This window comes from Lancefieldella parvula DSM 20469, from assembly GCF_000024225.1.
GTDB classification, from domain to species: Bacteria; Actinomycetota; Coriobacteriia; order Coriobacteriales; family Atopobiaceae; genus Lancefieldella; species Lancefieldella parvula.
Map to the genome: position 1 here is coordinate 1257855 of NC_013203.1, position 21704 is coordinate 1279558.

Consider the following 21704-nt stretch of genomic DNA (forward strand, 5'->3'; position numbering starts at 1 on the left):
AAACATAAAAACGTAGGTGCAAGAAAGTCCTGCACCTACCAAGTATTTATTTGCGACCTCTTAAGGTTCTACCAAGGGCCTTAAGAGCTTCTCGCCTTGCGCTGCCATACGGTGCAATAGGGTCAATAATCTTACGCAGAGGACTTGCATCAGAAAGTGCACGCTCATGGAACTCTGTAACGTCCGCGTCATTTCTGGCGCTTGGAACCATATCCTGAATAATGACCTCATAGAACGGGGTATTGCGTGCATACTTCCAGAAGTAGGAAGCCATATCACAGCTGGCATTCTGCCAAGGTTTAATGGCGCCAGCAAAGTGAACAATCTTTGGTGCTCGACGTGCTGCTTGATAATCATCAAAAACACTGTTTGGTGCCATTGGATAGAGTTCCTCTGCACGACCAAAAATATTATGCGTAACGTTCCAATCGGCAGGAAGATATAGCACTCGACCTTGACACTCGCTATTCAGAATATCTTGATCGTTATAAATAAAGATTGGATTAGATGCAATACGCAACCACTCTGGAACAGTGTGGTAACGGCGCAGTTCAGCGGTATTAAAAACCATAACTCCCGCCTGGAAATAAGCATAAGGATTTTTGAGGTTAAGCACGTCAAGGCTGTACTTCATGCGGTCTCCACCGCGAATATTGAGGTTTGCTAGATAGTCAATATCAAGCGTTGCAGCAATAAGATTGTTGCCTATTCTTACATCGTAAAGTTCAGCAACATTGCCATTAACCACAAGGTCAGAGTCAAGATAGACAACCTTATCGTAAGCAGAAAGGATATCTTGGGCCAAGAAACGGAAGTATGTCTCAACGCTAATATGCGCGTTATTGGTATCTAATTTATAGTCTTTAACCATACGCCACACGTTATAGAACGTGATGCGAGCATTCTTATAGCGTGAGAAGAACTTCTTAACCAATTCCTGCTTTGATCCGCCAATATTGGTATTAAGGACAACTACGTCGTAATACCGGTTAGGATCTGCATTCTCAAGCATTGAACCCATTGCACAAGTAAGAATTGGAACGTAGTTGTTATCTGCTGCAAAAACAACAGGAACAACGTTCTGACTTGCAATCTCAGGCTTCTCTTCAAAGAGAGGAATAAACTTCTGACGAGGCTCTGGATTAGTAAAGTGAACACACTGTAGCTCTTTTACCTTCCAGTTTTTACCCTCTGTGCGCAGCATGTGCATACGCCAGATATTAAAGAGACGCTCAGTTAGGTGACCTGGAGTTCTTAGAGCCTCTTTACTGTAGGTTGACATATCAGTACGAGCAGTCCACTCGTCAACAAGTGGGAATACCCATGCTGCATAGCGATCAAAAAGCTCCCTGCGCATGATATACATGTTACAGAAACACTGTTCATAACCATTAAGAAAAGCGTTTACATCCTCTGCATACTCTGGATGACGCTCAACAATAAGCGCCGCCATAGTATCCATATCCTTTGGATGCAGCAATGGAGCAGCATGGTACTGCTCGAGTGGTGTATTGGCGCTTCCAGGGAATTTACGAATATCTTTTACCCCAGTGGTAATGAGATCATATCCTTCAATACACTGAGCAATGGTCTGATCATCAAGACCATATTTCTTGATGGCATCCTCATCGATAAAATCATCCATAACCTCACCAAAAGGATTTTCTGGATAAATCGTATCGGTAAAGTTGAAGTAACGACGATAATGACCAAAGCCAACATAGCGCTCATTAGTAATATTCTTCCATGCCCAGTATTGTGTAGTCATCTCACAGTACATTGGGTTTTTTTCGGTAATGTTATCGCCCTCATCATCATGAAGCATATACGAAAAGCGATTTGTCTTCTGACCTGGTCCTACTTGAATAGGCTGAAGATAATTACTTTCTGGAACATCAACATCTTTATGAGAGGTAATAAAAATGCGAATAGGCTGCTGCTCAAACATCTTTACCATGTGCTTTCTTTCTAGATATTCCATATGTTCATCGGCAATCTGTTTCATGCGAACTGCCCTATCAAACGACAGTCCCTCATCCTGATGCATGAGAGCAGCATATTTCTTTGCATACGATCTATAGAGATATGCATTGCTGTCTTCTGGAAGCTCAGTACAAGTTTTAATGGCCTCGTAAGCGTCATCTCTTACAAAGCGATAAAGCTCTCGAGCAGCCACTGATGGTCCAAATAAAATAGCAAACGGCTCAAGAGCTGCTTCTTGATCTTCAGGAGCAAGACGAGACTTCCAGTCACCAATCAAAAGCTCCATCAACTTGTGCTTCATGCCCTCAAAAGACCTAAGGTAAACAACATTGTCTGTTTTGCCAATATAGAACTCTGTCTGTTCAATATTGTCTAAGAACTGATAGCAGAACTCTCCAAACTTATCTAAAGAAATGCGAGAAACTCCTGTTACACCAATACCAAAGTGGTAAAGAAGACCTCTACAAGACTCAAATCCATCAGCAGTCTGAGCCTTATCAGAAAGCACAAATACCTCATAGGCATCTTCTGCTCTTACCAAGCGCTCCGAAGTCATCTCTGCAAAGGCAGAACGAAAGAGTTCTCCGCGATACAGACGCTGCGTAGTACGCCAATCAATCTTCTGTCCATAGCTCTCATCAAAAATGGTGCGGAGAACTTCATCACCTTGAGTAAAGTGAGACTGCTGGTTGATGAAGCTACCAAAACCTTCTGCCTCAGCCTCACTTACACCGTTTTCTGGAATGACGGTAATACCCAAGTGGAGAATATCAACAGGATTCTGTTCAATACGACCAACCACCTGCTCAAGAAAATCAGGAGTAACCTCATCATCACCGTCTAAACAAAAGACCCACTCTCCTTTTGTATACGCTGCAGCAGTCTTACGTGCAAGATGAAGTCCCTGGTTAGTTGCATGAGTGACAACTTTGAACCTTTTGTCATCCCCTACTGCAGTAACAATTTTCTCTGGAGTGGAATCTGTTGAGGCGTCGTCAACAATAATTGCTTCAAAATCACCAAACGTCTGATTCTTTACACTTTGAATACAACGCCCAATGTACGATTCAATGTTGTATGCAGGAATTACAAAAGAAACCTTGGGCATACCAACTCCTTATAAATTAAGCAATCTAAACTATTATCTATCTTATCTAAAATATGCCCTTCTTGGGCGTGCAAAAGAGAGCTACTCAACACTCTTAAGACTCTCCACCATATCAATATTTTTTAGCTTTGATCGCATAGCAACATACACTAACAGTGAGAAGACAAGGGTAAGTCCAAAAGCAAACCAATAACTTGACATATGAATAGAGCGGCCAAACATAACAAGATCAATCTCAGCTGTTTGAACCACAAATCCCTCAAGGTAAGTTCCTAGAACAAGCCCAAAGAGTGCTCCAAAGACGGCCAGTAAAGCAATCTCTCTAAACACGTACGCATCAACTTCGTGTCGCGTAAAACCAAGCACTTTAAGGCTGGCAATCTCTCGAATACGCTCCTCAATATTGATATTTGTGAGGTTATACAAGACGATAAATGCCAACAGGGCTGCAGCCAAAATAAGAATAGCTACAACACGATTAACCACTTCAAGTGATTTTTTATATGTGCGAATAGCCTCATTGATGTCATCGACAGTTGCAACCCCTGCCCGGTTAATGAGTTTTTCTCCAAACGCATCTCTTGTTGCTTGATCTTTAGGAAGTGTTGCATACCAACCATCCGTTGCTTGATCTTGGATGCTCAAAGAATGCCATGCAGAAGGCCCTACATAAAGATACGATCCAACGTAATTCTCGGTAACTCCCGTAACAGTAAGGGTACTTGGTTCACCTGAAGCATTTCCAATTCTGTCTTGAGCATAGACCCGAACGGCATCTCCCACACCTACGCCAAGCCGTTTTGCGAGCTTCTCTGTAATTACAACTGAATCTTCCTTAAGCTCTATTGTTTGACCAGAAAGACGATCCCGCAAGGTAACTACACCTGTAAGATCTTGAAGAGAATTACTGGTCATAATAGTTGTTCTTGTCAACGAACTTGCATTTTGCGCAGGAGACTCAAGAAGGACATTTTCGCTGGTTATGCGATGGATATTTGTAGCACCGACCTGGTTAAGCTCTGTAGCAATCTGATCTGCTTCTGCACCAGAAACATCAGAGGTCATTCCTACTATGTAGTCATAATGAAAAAGAGTTGGCCATTGGCTGTCAATGACGTCATTAATAGAATCTCTAAGACCAAAGGCCACCAACAAAAGTGCGGTACATCCAGCAATTCCTACCAATGTCATAATCAAGCGACGCTTATAGCGAACAAGGTTTCTAATAGTAACTTTCCACGAAAAAGACAAGCTGGACCACAGAGGATTAATATGCTCAAGCAAAATCTTTGAGCCCGCTTTTGGAGCCTTTGGCAACATAAGGCTAGAAGGTTCTTCTTTCAAAGAAGACAAAACAGCAGCCATCGTTGAAAGAAGCGTAACACCTATACCAAAAAGTCCTGAAAGAAGCGCGCTGTCAAGCTGAATAGGATAAGGAGCTCCCCCATTTGGAATAGTATAAATTGATCCATATGCAGAGATAATAACCCCTGGCAACACCTGACTTAAAAGCGCTATGCCAATAACAGCTCCTAAAAGTGAAGCAAGCAAAGCATATAACAGGTACTTTGCAGCAATTTGTAAAGTCGAATAACCAAGCGCCTTATGAACGCCGATGAGCGTACGCTCTTCAGATACCATGCGCGTCATACTGGTAAGTGAAACCAAAGCTGCAACCAAGAAAAACATCAAGGGGAACACATTAGCAATATTGTTAATACGCTCAGAGTCTGCTTGATAAGCTGCAACGCCAATCTCTTTTGTACGATCAAGTACATAAACATCAGGCTCTTTAAGCTCATCAATTTTCTTTTGAGCTTCGTCAATTTTTGTCTGACCGTCAGCAAGTTGTTTCTCAATCTCAACGCGCTGGTCCTCAAGACTCTGTCTTCCTTCATAGGTCTGAGATTCTGCATTTTGAAGCAAAGCTTGTCCAGCAGTCAATTGGCTGAGCGATGCATCAAGTTTTTCTTGAGCTGCATATAACTGATCTGCAGTAGCATTTCTTGCTTCTGTCAGATTTTGGCGCGCCTGAGCTACCTGAGACTCTGCCTCACGCAGCTGAGCCGTACGTTGATCAAGCTCCCCTCGCGCTGCCGCTAAAGCCTGCTGCTGAGTAGCTAATTCTGCTTCTGCAGCCACAATCTGTGCCTGTGTAGCGAGAAGAGCATCTACTTGCGTGGTTGGTAAACCTAAAGCCCTCAGCTGCTGCTGCGCTTCTTCAAGTGTTGAAGCCGTAATCCCTTGTGCAGCAAGCCCTGTAAGATACGCGTCGCGACCCGCTTCAAATTCACTCTTTTGTTGCGTAAACGTCGTTTGACCTGCATTGAAAGCAGCAAGACCAGCCTGATACTGAGCCTCTCCTGCGCTAAGCTCATCTGTTCCCTGGGCTATCTGAGCCTCTGAAGCTTTAATCTGAGCTTCCGCTTGTGCAAATTTCTGCTCAGCACTGGAACGTAAAGTTGTAAGCTGCTGACGTCCTGCGTCATATTGCTTCTGACCATCAGTCAGTCTTTGTTGCTGAGCAGAAATCTGTGCTTCCGCTTCATCAAGCTTTTTCTGTGCATCACCTAATTTATCTGCAGCCTCCTGCCTTGATTGCTCCAGCTTTTGACGAGCCTCATCAACCTGAGCTTGAGCATCATCTTTTAGCTCTTGCAAACGAAGAGAAGCAAGCGATGGATTCATTTGTTTAATGCGCTCTGCAACACTATCAATAGCACTCTGATACATTGATGAGCCGCTTTTATAACTGGTGGCGCCCTGGACCGTCAGATACACTTCGGTGTACGGATCATCATTAGCAAAAGCATCTTCAGTGACATATACAAATTGCTGAACAATACCATTGCCTAATGACGTGGTACCAAAATTGCTTACATACGGATACGTTGGCGCATTTACAAAACCAACAACCGTGTACGATCCGCCCTTTAAATGAACGCCATTTGAAGTCTCAGGAAGCTCAATCTGATGGCCAAGGCTAATGTCTGTACGTTTCTTGGAATCAGCACTCATCACGCACTCATAAGGCCCCTGAGGAAGCCTTCCTTCAACAACTACCGGCTGGTTAAGCTCACCAGGTCTGAACGAACTAACACGAGCGCTAGATTGCGATGAGGTCAACGTAGCCATGACGTCTACCGTGCGAGAAGGCATAACCGCTTCAACACCCTCAACTGAAGCAAGGGCATGGACGTCTTTCTCGCTTAACCCAAGTGTTGAGATAATGCGAAGATCGTAGAGGTGCTGATTTTTGTAAAACGTATGTGCAGCTTCTTGCATATCTGGGCTAGCCATTTTAAGTCCCGCAAAAAAACCACAGCCCAAAGCAACGATTCCTACAATTGCAAGAAATCTAGCAAGAGACCCTTTGATAGTCCGAATAATCTCGGTAAAAAGAGCGCGTGGCATAGCTACCACTCAACAGTAAGTGCATCGGCTGGGTGCTGATTAATTTCAACCGATTGAGCCTGACCCTCTTTAACATGAATGACCCTATCGGCAATTTGAGTAAATGCAAAGTTATGTGTGACAATAGCCACGGTTTTATGCTGCTCTTTGCACATATCCTGCAAGAGCTTAAGAATTTGCTTTCCTGTTTTATAATCCAGCGCACCTGTTGGTTCATCACAAAGCAAAAGACGCGGATTCTTTGCCAAAGCACGTGCAATAGAAACGCGTTGCTGCTCTCCACCAGAGAGCTGAGCTGGGAAGTTATCCATACGATGCTCAAGACCAACAGCACGAAGTGCATCTTCTGGCTGCATAGGATCAAGACAAATCTGAGACGCAAGCTCAACGTTTTCTTTTGCTGTGAGATTGGGGACAAGGTTATAAAATTGGAAAACAAAGCCAATGTCATGACGACGATACAGCGTTCTTTCTTTTTCTGAAAGCCCGCCAATTTCTTTTCCATCTAAATAAATAGACCCGGAGGTACAGGTATCCATACCTCCGAGCATATTTAAGACAGTTGTTTTACCGGCACCTGATGGTCCAACAATTACGCAAATCTCTCCCTCTTCTATGGAGAAGTTCATGTTATGGACGGCGTGTACCTTGACGGAGCCCATGGTATACGTCTTTGTTACCTCTTTGAATTCAACAAAAGACATACGGTTCTCCTATGAGAAAAAAATTCCTCCAAACAAGAAGAGAGTACGTAAAAGCTACTCCTGTGGAGCCGCTGGAGCTTCTGGAGCTGCAGGAGCTTCAGATGCCACTGAAGTCTCTGCTGCAACGGATGCTTCTGGAGCGGGTGCCGCAACAGCTGCTGCAGGCTCAGAAGTTACAGGTACTACAGGAGCAACCTCTGCTCCCTCAGTAGTAAGAGGCATTGGAGTAACAACAACTTCTTCCTCTTCAAGATCAGCTTGACGCTGGTCAAACTCTTTCTTAGCACGAACCCAAATGAAAAGTGCAAGAAGAGCTGTGAGGAACAAGAAGCTCACAATCATGATGTTAAGAATAAGGGTGGTGAAGTTTACCGCCTGGCTGATAGAAATTATCACAGAGAGCTCGGTAAGTACGGAATTTAAAGCAACTACAGAGAGAATGGGAAGGCCCCACCTAAGACGAGGTCGGAAGTTCCTCAAAAGACTTGTAACCGCAGCAAACAGGTAGCACAGACAAATAATGTAGGCAACACGTGCAAGCATCAAAGAAAAAGGATTTGTTTGACGAGTTGCAAAGTTAAATGCAGTGTGGAAATAGCTGAGATACTGAACTGGTGCGACAAAATCAATGATGATAAAAATGAGCGCCGCAATTGCTGGAATGGCAACTTTTGCTTTGGGGTTCATGAAACCTCCTCGATTTCTTTATACGACCTATCTATTTTATCGTATAAACCTATGACCAGTGTGGTAAGTCATGAAAGTCTTTTATGTGGTCTTGAGCTTCTTGCTCTCTTTCTGCTAAAGCTTCTCTTAGACCCTTCAATGCATCAAAAGGCATAAATATTTTTGCTCTGTTTGCTCGAGACATACGAGGATGTCCGTAATGCATCTGCGAAGCAAACGTGTCTTCTTTTGCACTATCTTTTGCTGTCGAGAAACTCTGTTTAGGTTTCATTGGTTTCTTCTCCACTACGATGTCCTCCAATCTGAGCATTTCTCTGGCGTGCTGTTGCTTCTGAGAGCAAATCCATTGCCTTAAGCAAAGAGTTCTTACCAAACTTCTTCTTTATGGCATTGATAGTATCTTGGCGCTGGCGTTCTTTTTCTAGCCCGTATGTATCCTGAAAAAGCGACGTCTGAATACCCGAGTTTGTTTCTTCTTGCGTATTTCCAAACGTGAGTCCTACTCGATGAACACTCTCTGAAGGAAGCACGCGCTCGTCAAAGAAAGATAAAACTTCTGCCATAAGTTCATCTCTAGAGTTAGTGGGATAGATGAGCTTCTTAGTACCACTACTAGAAGGAATATGTCGTCTCCAACTTCTATAATCTCCCGTTTTTCTCAGTTCTTCCATCTGGCTCTCTGTTGCCGAATAGCCAATATAAATGCCAATAGAAGAACAAACCAGCTTTTGGGTTACAAGTTCTAACGTCAAAGCTTCAACCATCTCTTTAAAGATAAAACGCGCACCTTCCGTATCTCTATTGTGATCAAAGACCTGTGCCGTTGAAACTGAATGACTTTGCGACTTATAGTTCTTAATATCTGCAATAGTGGTTGGCTCAATGCCCCACGCATGATCAATAAGAATTTCTGCATCAACACCAAATTCTTTATACAAAGGTTCTATAGGAGCCATAGCAAGTTGCCCCATGGTATGAATATTCATTGCCTCTAGACGTTTTTGAATACCTGTACCAATATGCCAAAAATCAGTTAAAGGTTTGTGATTCCAGAGTTTAAGCTTGTACGATTCTTCATCAAGCTCACCAAAGAAGTTTGGGCTGTGTTTTGCAGTAATATCAAGTGCAATTTTTGCTAGATACAAATTAGGACCCAAACCACAGGTGGCAGGAATACCGGTAGTTTTTGCCACGTCAGCGCGGATTTTCTCGCCCAACTCTCTTGCTGTACATCCATAGAGCGATAAGTACGGCGTTACATCAATAAATGCCTCGTCAATAGAGTATACGTGGATATCTTCTGGCGCAATATATTTGAGATACACCGAATAAACATCTGCAGATCGCTCAATATACAAAGCCATACGAGGAGGTGCCACCTCATAGGTTAAATTTTTGGGAATCTCAAAGACTCGGCAACGGCCAGGAACACCCAACGCGCGAAGCGCAGGTGAAACCGCCAAACAAATTGTCTTCTCTGTCCTGGTAAGGTCAGCCACAACAAGCTTAGCCTTCATAGGATCAAGGCCTCGCTCAACGCACTCAACTGATGCGTAAAAACTTTTTAGATCAATAACCAGGTACTGTTTTTGAGAAGGCGCCATGACCTAGATAAGCACAATACCCTGAGATACTTTTTGTGCCACGTCATTACCTACAAGATAACGAACAATCTCAAGACCAAACTTAAGAGCTGTTCCCGCACCCTGGCTGGTAATAAAAGAGCCGTCAACACAAACCGCATCTTTTGTAAGCTTAGCGCCATTCTCAGAAAGAAAATGTTGGAAGCCGGGATTAGAAGTAGCCTTCTTTCCTTGAAGTAATCCGCGCTTTGCATAAATTGAAGGAGCAGCACAAATTGCGGCAAGCGCACGACCGTCTGCTGCAAACGCATCAACCGCCTGCATAAGCGGCTCACAAGCCTCAAGATTAGTGGTTCCAGGAAGACCTCCAGGAAGCACCAGCATGCTGTAATCGTCAAATGAAATCTGACTAAGCAGTTTATCTGTTAGAAAAGTAACCTGATGAGAAGAAGTCACGCTCAAAGAATCAGAGATAGAAACCTTGTCACAAGGAACACCTGCGCGATACAGGACATCAACAACACTGAGTCCCTCAATCTCTTCACAACCATCAGCAAAAAAGACAGCAACACGCTTGTCAGTACATGGTGTAAACATCAAACTCCCTTCTCAACTAAAAACTAGTACAAGTGTACGCCTTTTTAGATAAAAAAGGACACTCAAGTTTATGCTTGAGTGTCCAGAATTTTACCCAGTTAGCTTGTTGCAGAAAGTAACTCTCACAACTTGCCGTAATCTGGCGAGAAAACCTACTCCTCGCTAATACCCTCGTTAATAGCCTGAGCAATGGCTTCCTGATCGTTAGAGTCACGAAGCAGGGACTTAAACTCATCTCTCATTAGAAGAACCGCAGTCTTAGAAAGAAGCTTGATGTGAGTGGTACCAGCCTCTCCATCTGGAACAAGCAGTGCAATAGCAACATCAACGGGCTTCTCATCAAAAGAAGGCCACTCAAGAGGAGTGTTATTCTTGAAGACGAAGACAGCCGCATCCTTGATAGCAGCATCCTTTGCGTGAGGAACTGCAAAACCATCAGTCATGCCAGTCTCACCCATTTCCTCGCGAGCCAAGAAAGCATTGTAAACAGCGTCTGCATCATCAGTTACGCCAGTCTCCAGTGCCTTGTCGGCAATAAAACGCAGGACATCATTACGGCTCGCTACGTTTTGATTTACAAAAACATTGTCTGCCTTAACAAAACCGCTCATGAATCTTCCTTCCGTATATTTGAGCTTATGGCTCAGTAACTTCGTATATAGTAATAATACTCGCAATGAAACAAAATTTACCTTAAGAAACTTTACTTTAAAGCCATCCTTAAAATCTGTTGAACATCTGTTGTTTTAAGCTGCATAAAGTTACCCGCATGATCTCCGCCACGAGCGTCAATAGCTCCCTGAGCCATCTGGAGAATATCTTCTTCTGAAGGGCTTACTCCAAGTTCAGCGAGGGAGGTTGGCATACCAATTGCATGACACCATTGATTCCAAGCCTCAATTCCTGCAAGGCCGGTGGCAGTTGAATTATGAAAGTTGTTTTGAACTCCAAAAACATTTACCGCAAACTGCGCGAAACGCTTTGGATCTTGATTCATAACATACTGAGCCCAGCTTGCCCAAATAGCGGTAAGACCAGCACCATGAGCTACATCGTACTTTGCACTGAGCTCATGTTCAATGGCATGAGAAGCAAAATCGCTTACGCGACCTGTTCCAGTAAGCCCGCAGTGAGAAAGCGACGATGCCCAAAGCAAGTCTGCGCGCGCTGCGTAATTCTTAGGCTCTTTAATGGCTATCAGCACTGCTTCTTTTACTGTACGCAAAAGACCTTCAGCCAGCTCATCGGTAAGTGCAACGTCTTTCTCAAGCGTAAAGTAGCGCTCCATAGTATGCATCATAATGTCAGCGCCCGTTGATGCTGTCTGATATGCACTCACGGAATAGGTAAGCTCTGGGTTCATGATAGCAAAGCAGGGACGACCGCTTTGATGGTGATAAGAGCGTTTAAGGATACGTCCATCACTCAGCGTAATGTTCATGACGGAAGAATCCGAGGTCTCAGAGCCAGTTCCCGCAATAGTAGAAATGACTCCTATAGGAGTTGCTTTTGAAACACCAACCCTATGTAAATAAAGGTCTTCAAGAGAAACGTCATTAGCTAAGCCATACGCAATTGCTTTAGCAGAATCCATTACAGATCCGCCGCCGATAGCCAAAATGAAATCAACGCCCTCGCGTTTGCCCAGTTCTATAGCTTCTTCTGCAAGCTCTAAACGAGGATTAGGGACAACTCCACCACAGTCAACAAAAGCAATTCCGGCGTTACTCAAAAGCTGATGAATCTGATCAAGTAAACCGTTCTTTACCACATGGTTGCCGCCAAAATGCACCAGCACCTTGGTTCCTCCATGAGCAGAAACAAGCTCTGCCACACGAAGCTGAGTATCTTTTCCAAAAACTATCTGAGTAGGTACAACATACTCAAAATTAACCATTACTAAAGACCTTTCTTACCTACTCAAGCAACATCTTAAGCGCGAGGTTCTTCTCCCCACCAGAACGTTGCAACAGTTCCAGGACCAGTATGGACACCAATAGTTGCGCCAATAGCAAACATATCAATCTCTTTAACCTGATGAAACCTTGATTGAATAAGCTTTTGCACCGTAGCTGCATCTTTTGGGCATTCTGAATTAGAAATAAATATCTTACGAGAATAATTCAAACCATCTTCAGCTGTTTGGGCCATGATATCCACCACGCGTGCGGCAGCCTTTTTCTTACCGTGTTGTTTTTCTTTAACGGCAAGTGAACCATCTGGCTCGACATCCATAATGGGACAAATGTTGAGCATACCGCCAAGTAATCCTGCTGCCTTTGAAATACGGCCACCACGAACAAAAAAGGTTAAATCAGACGAGAAAAACCATGCATAGACATAATGACGTGCCTCACGTGCCCAAGCAACCAGCTCATCAAAAGACATTCCTGCATCTCGTTTATCTGCAACTGCATCAACCAACAGCCCATAACCAGATGAAGCTTGAAGCGAATCAACTACTTCAACTTTTCTTTCAGGAAATTCTTTTTTAATTTCTTTTTGTGCCTGACAGGCTGACTCGTACGTTCCAGAAATACCCGAACTTAATGAAACGTGTAACACATCGTGACCAGACGCTAATAGAGGTCGCCAAAAATCCATGTATTCACCAATAGCAACTTGTGAAGTACGGCATTCCTCGCCCGAAAGCATGCGACTATAAAGCTGTGCTGGAGTATTGGTACGGCCAAAATCATCCTTACACTGCTGACCACCAAGCTCATAGTTAAAACATACATAGTGTACGTTACGTGATTGAAGATACTGCTCACTTACATCAGCAGTTGAACAACAAGTTACAACATAATCAGACATACGGTCTCCCAAAGTATCTTAAAGAGGCAACAATAAAATCTGCTCAAACAAAGAAAAGTATACTTCTTCTCACATTTTGACGCAGTAATCCCGTCAACTCGGTAAAAATCACGTATACTTTCTCCCGGATAATTACTAAACCTATGCTCATAAAAAGGATTATACGTGTCATCTCCAACTCATACACCCTCTCATATTCTTACACACAATTCCTCGCAGACACTCATCTGGAAGGGCGCCCTTCTATTTTGTGCCCTTGTGTGGGGAGGCTCTTTTGTAGTCATCAAAGATGCAATTAACTTTATCCCTACTGCCTGGTTGATGACTTTAAGATTTGTACTTTCTGTTGTTGTGGTTGGAATCATCTTTAGAAAAAGACTTAAAGAGAATCTTGATATCAGACACCTTACATTTGGTGCACTCTTAGGAATTCTAAATGGCTTTGGATTTCTTTTTCAAAACGGAGCACTTGCCTACACTACAGCGGGTAAAACAGCCTTTATCGCTTCTATCTATTGTGCAATGATTCCGTTTGTCAATTGGCTCATTGCAAAAAAGAAACCCCACATCTCCAGTATCATTGCTGCCTGTATGTGTGTTGCAGGAATTGGTCTTATCTCACTTGGAACAGACTTCTCATTTTCCTTTGGTATCGGCGAACAAATGGCTCTCATATCAGCAATTATTTTTGCATTTGTTTTTGTACTTACTGCAGAACTTTCACACAAACTTGACATCATTACACTTACCATAGTTCAGCTTGGTGTAAGCACCCTTCCTTGTCTAGGTTGGGCTCTCTGTTGTGAAACTATGCCAAACTTTTCTCAAATTCCTTCTACTGCATGGATGGCGCTTGCATATATCATTTTTATTGCAACCGCTCTTACTGGCGTACTACAAAATCGATCACAGAAATCTGTCTCTCCTGTTCAAGCATCACTTATCATCTCTTTGGATACCATCTTTGCAGCAGTTTTTGGTGTCATCTTCCTTGCAGAAATTATTACTCCCACAATTTTCCTTGGCTTCATTGTTATCTTTGTTGCAATCTTTATCAGTGAACTTGGCGAGAAACCCGCAGAACCTCAAACCACCTCAGAAAGCTAAAAGCTCTCTACACAAACATGCCTAAATAAAAAGCCCGCATCTGCGGGCTTTTTATACATGGAAAACAATGCTTACATCTCACGAGAGCTCATCATAGGTCCATCGGACCAAAGCGTAATCTCTCCTGAAGCGAGTGTTTTAGGGACATCAATAAGACGTTGATTAGAAGAACCTCTAAAACGCAAGGTAATGTCGTGGAGACTCTGAATCCACGGACCATCTACCAAAACGTCTATACAAGATAGAATGCGATCAGTGTACTCTGTATGCCACTTTCCCTCAGTCAACTGATCCCAGGTGTGTCCTGAATACATCCAGATACTCTTTTGTGGATAGGTAGCTCTGACCTTCTCGACAAATTCAACAAGACCTTCTTGGTTTTCTGGCTCAAAGGGCTCTCCACCAAGAATAGAAAGACCATTAATATAGACAGGCGCAAGTGAATCAATAATTTCTTGCTCTACTTCTGGGGTAAACTCTCCACCACTCTTGAAGTCCCATGCCTCGTAGTTAAAGCAGCCCTCACAGTGCAGGCGGCAACCTGAAACAAACAAAGTTGTTCTTACACCAACACCATTTGCAATGTCTGAAAACTTAATATTTGAATAATTCATACATAACCTTTAATGGGTAACCTCCACATATTTTGGATGTTACCTAATACAGATAATAAAAACGAGCAGAAGGGTCAAAGCACTCTTCTGCTCGTTTGCTTAGTACATAAAGCTTAGAGGTGAAGGACGCGATCCTTGATCTCCTGGGTACGGCCCTGGTTCCAGAACTGGGTGCCAATGTAGCCGCAGGTACGACGAGCAACATTCATCTTGGTCTGGTCACGGTTACCACAGTGTGGGCACTCCCAAACCAGTTTGCCATCCTCCTCAACAATCTGAATCTCACCGTCATAACCACACTCCTGGCAGAAGTCAGACTTGGTGTTAAGCTCTGCATACATGATGTGTTCATAGATGAACTGCATGACACTAAGAACAGCCTCGATGTTATCCTGCATATTAGGAACCTCAACGTAAGAGATTGCTCCACCTGGGGAAAGACGCTGGAACTCAGACTCAAACTGAAGCTTCTGGAATGCGTCAATCTCTTCTGCAACGTGGACGTGGTAGCTGTTGGTGATGTAGCCCTTATCAGTAATGCCAGGGATAACACCAAAGCGACGCTGAAGTGCCTTAGCAAACTTGTAGGTGGTGGACTCAAGAGGAGTTCCGTAAAGGGAGTAATCGATATCCTCTGCTTCCTTCCACTCAGTGCACTTATCGTTCATGTGCTGCATAACCTGAAGTGCAAATGGAGTTGCCTCTTTGTCGGTGTGGCTGTGACCAGTCATAGCCTTAACGCACTCGTACAGGCCTGCATAACCAAGGGAGATGGTGGAATATCCGCCGTAAAGCAAAGGATCAATAACCTCACCCTTATCTAAACGAGCAAGTGCACCGTACTGCCAAAGGATAGGTGCGGCGTCAGACAAAGTGCCCTTCAGACGATCATGACGAGCGCGAAGTGCGCGGTGGCAAAGTTCAAGACGCTCATCGAAGATCTTCCAGAACTTGTCCATATCACGGCCAGCAGAAAGAGCAACGTCAGGAAGGTTAATGGTTACAACACCCTGATTGAAACGACCGTAGTACTTAGGCTTACCTGGCTCATAGTTCTTTGCACGAGCAACATTGTTGAAACCATTACCAGAGCGGTCTGGAGTCAGGAAGGAACGGCAACCCATGCAAGTGAAGGTATCGCCCTCGCCTTCCTTCTCGCCCTTAGAAAGCTTGTACTCCTTCATCTTCTTCTCAGAGATGTAGTCAGGGACAAGACGGCGAGCGGTGCACTTTGCAGCCATCTGAGTGAGGTAGTAGTACTTAGAATCCTCGTAAACGTTGTCCTCTTCAAGAACATAGATGAGCTTAGGGAATGCAGGAGTAATCCAGACACCCTCCTCATTCTTTACGCCCTGATAACGCTGACGAAGCATCTCTTCAATGATGAGTGCAAGGTCCTTCTTCTCCTGATCATTCTTTGCCTCGTTGAGATACATGAAGACGGTAATAAAAGGAGCCTGGCCGTTGGTGGTCATAAGGGTGACAACCTGGTACTGAATGGTCTGAACGCCACGAGAAACCTCGTCACGAAGGCGCTTCTCAACCATCTCGTTGAGCTGTTCAGCAGAAAGCTCAACACCGACGGAGTTCATCTCCTCCATAACGGTCTTGCGAATCTTCTTACGAGAAACATCAACAAAAGGAGCAAGGTGAGCCAAGGAGATGGACTGACCACCGTACTGACAGGATGCTACCTGAGCAATGATTTGAGTTGCAATGTTGCATGCAGTAGAGAAGCTATGTGGACGCTCAATCAGAGTGCCAGAGATAACAGTACCGTTCTGCAGCATGTCATCAAGGTTAATGAGGTCACAGTTGTGCATGTGCTGTGCAAAGTAATCGGAATCGTGGAAGTGGATAAGACCCTCGTTGTGAGCAGCAACAATATCCTCTGGAAGGAGCTCACGCTGAACGAGGTCCTTAGAAACCTCACCAGCCATGTAGTCACGCTGAACGGAAACAACGGTAGGGTTCTTGTTGGAGTTCTCCTGCTTGACTTCCTCGTTGTTGCACTCAATCAGAGACAGAATCTTGTCATCGGTGGTGTTCTTGTGACGCTTCTGGTTCTGGATGTAGCGGTAAATGATGTACTTACGAGCAACCTCAAAGCGGTCAAGAGCCATGAGCTGATCCTCGACAAGGTCCTGGACCTCCTCGACGGTAACGGTGTGTCCAGCCTTCTCACACTCATCGGTAACGTTAAGGGAAGCAAACTGAATCTCACGCTCAGTCAGGCGCTGATCCTCAGGGACCTCTGCGTTAGCCTTAGCGATTGCGTTAACAATCTTCTCAACCTCGAAGGTGACCTCTGAGCCATTGCGCTTGATAATCTTCATGTGCAAACTCCTTGAACAAACATTGGTGAAAGCAACGCTTTCATGCGTGTTGAATTGGATTATCACTACGGTTCCTAAGCTTTTGCCTAAGCGAAGTATTTGGGGACCCGGTTGTGTGATGAAAACTACTATGCCACAACTTATAGTGTTTAGGCTCGAGAACTATAACAATATATTGTGAAATTTCCACACGAATACAAAAATATGTATTGACACGTTATGGCAACCAATATCTCTGCAGGTAGAAAAATAGCTAAAAACTTTGCTAATTACAAAATTTATTAATGGTCAAAAAATAATTCGATTTTTTGTAGGCAAACATTTGTCACCTTTCACAAATGCGCCACAATTCGTCTCTCAAAGCTCACTTTTGTTATTTGATTTAGCCACAAAAAAGCCGACATACAATGTCGGCTTTGATGGCTAGTCTAGAGGAGGCTGCGGACGCCACGTTACATCCTTATAGATAAGACGCGCATCCTTCCAGCCCTTAATAAGACGAGAAAAACCAGACGAGAAGTGCGCTCTATCTACCAAAATGAGTCGAATAATCTCTTTTGCAAAGGTTAGTGCTGTGCCGACGCCAAAAAGCACGGGATTGTAATCACCATGAACCTGGAAGTAACGGGCAATATAACCGCGATTACGCGTGATGTAATAGCGCGTCATATCAGAAGTTGAATTAAGTTGGCGTACAGAACCAATACTCTGACCAGGAACTTCTCGACATCTTGAAAGAACAAAGTCTGGAATCAAAATGGGCTGAGTCACCTTACTGGCCAAATAACCATACAAAGCATCATCCCAATAGATAAAGAAGCGCGCATCAGGCAGACCAATCTTTTGTACTACTGAACGCTTAAAGCAAGCACCCTCAAAGCACATAACATTGCACTCACGGTAGGAAACGCCATCAAAACCAGCCTTTGCCAATGGATTGTAAATACCTAGTGCAGTGCTAAAACGGTACTGCCAGAAGAAAGGACCGCCGTCAAAGTCGTAGCGCTGGCCTTGGATAACCTCAGCCTTGTCTGACCATGCGTCGAGCTTATCAAGACCATCAGGCAGCACGGCAACATCATCATCCATAACCCAAAACCACTCGGCGCCTAACTCATAACCTACGCGAACGCCTTCAGAGAATCCACCGGAACCACCGGTATTTTGCTCCATAGGCACGTAACACACGCGATTGGTACCGCCGTAAATATCAGGATCGTCAGTTGTTTCTCCCCACAAGGTTTTAACCTTCTTGGAAAACTCAGACACAAGCGCGGCTGTCTCAGAGGAATTCTCGTTATCCACAACAATGATGCGCCACGGTGCCTGTGTGAGCTTAGCGATGGAATTAAGCAGGTTGGAAAGCAATTCCTGACGTTTAAAGGTAACTATGACAAGAGCAGTACGCTTCATATTTCCTCAAAATGTGACTTCGAGAGTGGGTTTAGTACCTCTATAGTATAAAGCAGCAATCAAAAGGAGTTTAGATGAGTCACACTCAAAATCACCAACCCTTGGTTTCTCTTGTTGTGCCTATATATAACGTTGCAGACTATCTGGAGCAGTGCCTGGCAAGCATTCAATCACAAAGCTACACAAACCTAGAGATTATCTGCTTAAACGATGGCTCAACCGACACATCTTTAGCTCTTTTGGAAGCATACGCAGCCCATGATGGACGCATTGTCATCATAGACAAAGAAAACGAAGGTTACGGAGCAACATGTAATCGTGGTATTGCCGCAGCTCACGGCATGTGGGTAGGCATTGTTGAACCTGACGATTACCTTGAGCCAACTATGGTTCAAGAGCTTATTGATCTTATCCAAAAAAACGGCGGAGAAGACCAGGTAGATATTGCACGTTCTGCGTATTGGCGCGTGTTTGGCAATCAGAAAAATGGTCGAGCAGGAGCAAAGACACAGATAAAGAATACTGCTGGTTCTGCCGAATACAGGATTGCCTGCGCTTATAAAGGCCGCGTCAAACCTAAGTATCAACCTTGTTCTATTGATCAGATGTCACAGCTTCTATTACACCATCCTGCCATTTGGACAGCACTCTATCGCAAGAAATTCTTGACCCAGAACAACATCAACTTCAGAGAAGTTCCTGGTGCAGGCTGGGTGGACAACCCCTTCCTCATTGCGTCGCATTGCTGTGGTGCTCGTCTGGTGTATACAGACTCAGCACTTTACAACTATCGCGAGAATGGCTATGCAGAAGCTGTCGCTTTTGCGCAGCGTCAGCCCAAAATTCCGCTTGAACGTTGGAATGACATGATGGACGTTGTGGACACACGCAACATCACCTCAAACGTAGTGCTCAATGCACTCACGCTGCGTGGCATAAATTACGCACTGCTTACAAAAGACGCACTTATCTGGCGAGAAAAACATGATGCTGCAGGTGAGATTGACTCAGAGGCACACGATCTTCTCGCCAAGAGCTTTGAACGTATGGACGCAAAACGTGTTATTGAAAACCCAGCAATCCCGGGTTCTGGGAAAGCTTTCTTTGCGCAGATACGTGGTATTGCCCTACCAAAAGAAGACAAATTTGCTCGTTATGCTTATCTAGCCAAAGAAGGGTTCTTCCGACTCAAAAATGATGGCATAGTACAGACGCTTAAATCGCTTACAGACAGACGCGAAAGTTAAGCTCTAAAAGCAGGTACTAAGAGCTAACCTAAAATCAAACGTTCTACTTCCGATATTTCTTACATAAGTGGTATGCGCATAAAACGTGCATACCATACAGCCCTTTGTGCATAAGCATAGCGTGCCTGGGCTGTAGTAGACAAAATTGCACCAAGCAATGCGCGAGCAACCAAACGTGGAGAATTTGCTTCAGTAACAATAAGGTGAGCCACAGAATTAGAAAGAATCTTAACAATGAAATTTTCTTTTTCTTCGTGGCTAAGCTGAGACTCTTCATTAAAAACGGGATACATACTTTTGAGAAGTTTGCTGATTAGATAACGACTAATCAACTTTTGAACTTTCTTGGAATTTGCGAAGCCAAGATGCTGAGCAAGAGCCATAAGTGCCTGACGCTCCTGAGTAAGTTTATCCATAGAAGCGGCAATGTCTTCTTCTCTTTTCTTAAAAGAATCCGCTGGCACATCTACAAAAATTGCCTCTTGAGCATAAGTAACATTTTTTGCAGTCTCAAAACAATAGTCTACAAAATTGCATTCTCCATCAACCTCTGGCCCATGTTTAATATCATTCAAAATGCGTGTCAAACACAGCTTTCCACTCATAGAAGTCAAATAAGGAAGCTGTGACTCCTCAAACACCCGTGACAATGCAGAAGGTTTTGCGCCAAAAGCTTTTTTGCATTCTATAGATGAATTGGCAGTTTTCATGTGCGCAATGACAATATCAGCCGCTTTAGATGAACCAACAGGACCCAAAGCAGTAGCTGCTGTATAAAGCTCCTGTAAAACGTTGGAATTAAACCTATAGGAAGACTCAGTTGTAAGCGTATAAGCTCCGCGTGCACGACCCTGAGCAATCTCAAGCGCAACAAAATGGCTAATACCCGATTGGCACAAGACATCTAAACGAGGTTCTTGATTGGCAAGATTGTTCAGCATACGTGCAATCTGTGGGTCAGAGCTGTTATCAACAATAATGAGTTCCCAATGTGGATATGTTTGCTCTTGAAATTGCCTAATTACCATTCTAATAGCATCAGCATCATTATCAGCAACCATAAGAACCGAAATCATATGTGGATTGTATAAGCGCTCGTGCATTCCACATCCCCCAAACTGATTCTAATTTTAGATATCAGTTTACCTATAAAAAGTGAATAAAATAGACATTTTTATTCTATCAAAATCTCTCCACATAACCCTTTTTAACTGGTGTTATGTGGACATGTGGCCTATTTTGCACAGACGCTACTGTATACAGCGATAGGAAGCCTATACAAGCATACCAACAAGTTTTCCTAAAGCCGTAGGGTCAACTGTAGTGCCATTTGAGCCTTCAACAACAGGAGCATCATCATGCTCAAGATTTGATACGCCAATTGGCTGCACTATCTCAGCAAGCTCAAGAAGCTGATTTGGTTTCATATCAGTAATCATTGAAGATAAAAGACTAGAAGCATTGCTTACCAGTGAACGAGCGCCGGAGCCGGAAAGTGATGAGACTTTCTCCCAAACATCATCAGTGGCTATAATAACGTGTGTAATCTTAATATTAGTTATAGAGGCAAGCGCGCTGACAAAAGCACTTTGACCGTCATCTTTATAAATATCAGACAACGTTTTAGCGTTTGAATCTACTTCTGCATATACATCAGTGGGGATTGTCACTAAATGAGCGGTACCCTGCGTGCGATTAATAACTAAAAGTTGCACAGACTGAAGTGTTGACTCCCCTGCCTTGAGCGAATTTGTGCTGATAACAGCATAGGTAATAAAATCATCTTCGGATTTCGTAGTGCCGTCTGGATTACCCGAAACACTCTGACTTTTTACTGCCTTGTTAAGCCCATGATCACCTAAGTGAGACTCAAGCTGAACGCGGTCCCAAATAGTTACTACAACAATACCTACAAGTACAGCAACAATGACAATTACGGCAAGGCCAATCACGTTGGTATAGGGATTCTCGCGTGGGACATCGCTGCGCTCAAATCTTTCTCTTTTCCTAAACATACTGGCTCCCTGCCTCACTGCACATCAACTCTGCAAGAGCTCTTAAAGAAACGCTTTTTTCTATGATGCTATTTCTTTG

General features: G+C 43.8%; 17 protein-coding genes. 2 read left to right on the forward strand and 15 right to left on the reverse strand.

Annotated features, from left to right (window positions below):
* Window positions 1-46: 46 nt before the first annotated feature.
* The 10 genes from APAR_RS07180 to APAR_RS05740 all read right to left on the reverse strand — a co-directional run bounded on the left by APAR_RS07180 (window position 47) and on the right by APAR_RS05740 (window position 12893).
* The gene (locus tag APAR_RS07180) at window positions 47-3091 is read right to left on the reverse strand and encodes a DUF4422 domain-containing protein (protein WP_012809197.1); all 3045 of its coding nucleotides are present in this window, start codon (window positions 3089-3091) and stop codon (window positions 47-49) included.
* Window positions 3092-3172: 81 nt separating this feature from the next.
* Window positions 3173-6505, reverse strand: a complete 3333-nt coding sequence (locus APAR_RS05700) for an FtsX-like permease family protein (RefSeq protein WP_012809198.1) — start codon at window positions 6503-6505, stop codon at window positions 3173-3175.
* 2 nt (window positions 6506-6507) lie between these two features.
* On the reverse strand, window positions 6508-7209 hold the full coding sequence (locus tag APAR_RS05705) for an ABC transporter ATP-binding protein (RefSeq protein ID WP_012809199.1): 702 nt from the start codon (window positions 7207-7209) through the stop codon (window positions 6508-6510).
* Window positions 7210-7263: 54 nt separating this feature from the next.
* Window positions 7264-7896: a hypothetical protein gene (locus APAR_RS05710; protein WP_012809200.1), complete on the reverse strand. Its 633-nt coding sequence runs from the start codon at window positions 7894-7896 to the stop codon at window positions 7264-7266.
* A 49-nt stretch (window positions 7897-7945) separates the two neighbouring features.
* Complete coding sequence (locus tag APAR_RS05715) at window positions 7946-8167, reverse strand: hypothetical protein (RefSeq protein WP_012809201.1); 222 nt, start codon at window positions 8165-8167, stop codon at window positions 7946-7948.
* Window positions 8157-9500 (reverse strand): Y-family DNA polymerase, encoded by a 1344-nt coding sequence (locus APAR_RS05720; RefSeq protein WP_012809202.1) that lies wholly within the window; start codon window positions 9498-9500, stop codon window positions 8157-8159. Before APAR_RS05720 ends, APAR_RS05715 begins: the two co-directional genes overlap by 11 nt.
* 3 nt (window positions 9501-9503) lie before the next feature.
* On the reverse strand, window positions 9504-10076 hold the full coding sequence (locus tag APAR_RS05725; RefSeq protein WP_012809203.1) for a DJ-1 family glyoxalase III: 573 nt from the start codon (window positions 10074-10076) through the stop codon (window positions 9504-9506).
* 152 nt (window positions 10077-10228) lie between these two features.
* Window positions 10229-10687: a PTS sugar transporter subunit IIA gene (locus APAR_RS05730; RefSeq protein WP_012809204.1), complete on the reverse strand. Its 459-nt coding sequence runs from the start codon at window positions 10685-10687 to the stop codon at window positions 10229-10231.
* A gap of 92 nt (window positions 10688-10779) precedes the next feature.
* Window positions 10780-11973 carry an iron-containing alcohol dehydrogenase gene (locus APAR_RS05735; RefSeq protein WP_012809205.1) on the reverse strand — a complete coding sequence of 398 codons (1194 nt, stop codon included), beginning with the start codon at window positions 11971-11973 and terminating at the stop codon, window positions 10780-10782.
* Between the two features lie 35 nt (window positions 11974-12008).
* On the reverse strand, window positions 12009-12893 hold the full coding sequence (locus APAR_RS05740; protein ID WP_012809206.1) for a DegV family protein: 885 nt from the start codon (window positions 12891-12893) through the stop codon (window positions 12009-12011).
* 165 nt (window positions 12894-13058) lie between these two features.
* Between APAR_RS05740 and APAR_RS05745 the strand changes: the two genes are divergently transcribed.
* On the forward strand, window positions 13059-14000 hold the full coding sequence (locus APAR_RS05745) for a DMT family transporter (protein WP_012809207.1): 942 nt from the start codon (window positions 13059-13061) through the stop codon (window positions 13998-14000).
* A 71-nt stretch (window positions 14001-14071) separates the two neighbouring features.
* Here APAR_RS05745 and nrdG read toward each other — a convergent pair whose 3' ends face one another.
* The 3 genes from nrdG to APAR_RS05760 all read right to left on the reverse strand — a co-directional run bounded on the left by nrdG (window position 14072) and on the right by APAR_RS05760 (window position 18363).
* Window positions 14072-14614 (reverse strand): anaerobic ribonucleoside-triphosphate reductase activating protein, encoded by a 543-nt coding sequence (gene nrdG, locus APAR_RS05750; protein WP_012809208.1) that lies wholly within the window; start codon window positions 14612-14614, stop codon window positions 14072-14074.
* 113 nt (window positions 14615-14727) lie between these two features.
* Complete coding sequence (gene nrdD, locus APAR_RS05755; protein WP_012809209.1) at window positions 14728-16950, reverse strand: anaerobic ribonucleoside-triphosphate reductase; 2223 nt, start codon at window positions 16948-16950, stop codon at window positions 14728-14730.
* A gap of 423 nt (window positions 16951-17373) precedes the next feature.
* Entirely contained in the window at window positions 17374-18363 is a 990-nt protein-coding gene (locus APAR_RS05760) for a glycosyltransferase (protein WP_012809210.1), read from the reverse strand.
* 74 nt (window positions 18364-18437) lie between these two features.
* On the opposite strand from APAR_RS05760, the gene APAR_RS05765 reads away from it, so the two are divergent.
* Complete coding sequence (locus tag APAR_RS05765; RefSeq protein ID WP_012809211.1) at window positions 18438-19610, forward strand: glycosyltransferase family 2 protein; 1173 nt, start codon at window positions 18438-18440, stop codon at window positions 19608-19610.
* 59 nt (window positions 19611-19669) lie between these two features.
* Here the strand turns inward: APAR_RS05765 and APAR_RS05770 are convergent, their stop codons facing one another.
* Both APAR_RS05770 and APAR_RS05775 read right to left on the reverse strand, forming a co-directional pair.
* Window positions 19670-20713, reverse strand: coding sequence for a glycosyltransferase family 2 protein (locus APAR_RS05770; RefSeq protein ID WP_012809212.1), 1044 nt, complete (start codon window positions 20711-20713; stop codon window positions 19670-19672).
* 171 nt (window positions 20714-20884) lie between these two features.
* The gene (locus APAR_RS05775; protein ID WP_012809213.1) at window positions 20885-21625 is read right to left on the reverse strand and encodes a hypothetical protein; all 741 of its coding nucleotides are present in this window, start codon (window positions 21623-21625) and stop codon (window positions 20885-20887) included.
* Window positions 21626-21704: the final 79 nt, after the last annotated feature.

Coding starts and splice junctions, on each gene's coding strand:
- APAR_RS05715 (WP_012809201.1), bottom strand. CDS start 8,167: ATGAAACCTAAACAGAGTTTCTCGACAGCAAAAGATAGTGCAAAAGAA.
- APAR_RS05720 (WP_012809202.1), bottom strand. CDS start 9,500: ATGGCGCCTTCTCAAAAACAGTACCTGGTTATTGATCTAAAAAGTTTT.
- nrdD (WP_012809209.1), bottom strand. CDS start 16,950: ATGAAGATTATCAAGCGCAATGGCTCAGAGGTCACCTTCGAGGTTGAG.
- APAR_RS05770 (WP_012809212.1), bottom strand. CDS start 20,713: ATGCACGAGCGCTTATACAATCCACATATGATTTCGGTTCTTATGGTT.
- APAR_RS05705 (WP_012809199.1), bottom strand. CDS start 7,209: ATGTCTTTTGTTGAATTCAAAGAGGTAACAAAGACGTATACCATGGGC.
- APAR_RS05740 (WP_012809206.1), bottom strand. CDS start 12,893: ATGTCTGATTATGTTGTAACTTGTTGTTCAACTGCTGATGTAAGTGAG.
- APAR_RS05710 (WP_012809200.1), bottom strand. CDS start 7,896: ATGAACCCCAAAGCAAAAGTTGCCATTCCAGCAATTGCGGCGCTCATT.
- APAR_RS05765 (WP_012809211.1), top strand. CDS start 18,438: ATGAGTCACACTCAAAATCACCAACCCTTGGTTTCTCTTGTTGTGCCT.
- APAR_RS05700 (WP_012809198.1), bottom strand. CDS start 6,505: ATGCCACGCGCTCTTTTTACCGAGATTATTCGGACTATCAAAGGGTCT.
- APAR_RS07180 (WP_012809197.1), bottom strand. CDS start 3,091: ATGCCCAAGGTTTCTTTTGTAATTCCTGCATACAACATTGAATCGTAC.
- APAR_RS05730 (WP_012809204.1), bottom strand. CDS start 10,687: ATGAGCGGTTTTGTTAAGGCAGACAATGTTTTTGTAAATCAAAACGTA.
- nrdG (WP_012809208.1), bottom strand. CDS start 14,614: ATGAATTATTCAAATATTAAGTTTTCAGACATTGCAAATGGTGTTGGT.
- APAR_RS05725 (WP_012809203.1), bottom strand. CDS start 10,076: ATGTTTACACCATGTACTGACAAGCGTGTTGCTGTCTTTTTTGCTGAT.
- APAR_RS05775 (WP_012809213.1), bottom strand. CDS start 21,625: ATGTTTAGGAAAAGAGAAAGATTTGAGCGCAGCGATGTCCCACGCGAG.
- APAR_RS05735 (WP_012809205.1), bottom strand. CDS start 11,973: ATGGTTAATTTTGAGTATGTTGTACCTACTCAGATAGTTTTTGGAAAA.
- APAR_RS05760 (WP_012809210.1), bottom strand. CDS start 18,363: ATGAAGCGTACTGCTCTTGTCATAGTTACCTTTAAACGTCAGGAATTG.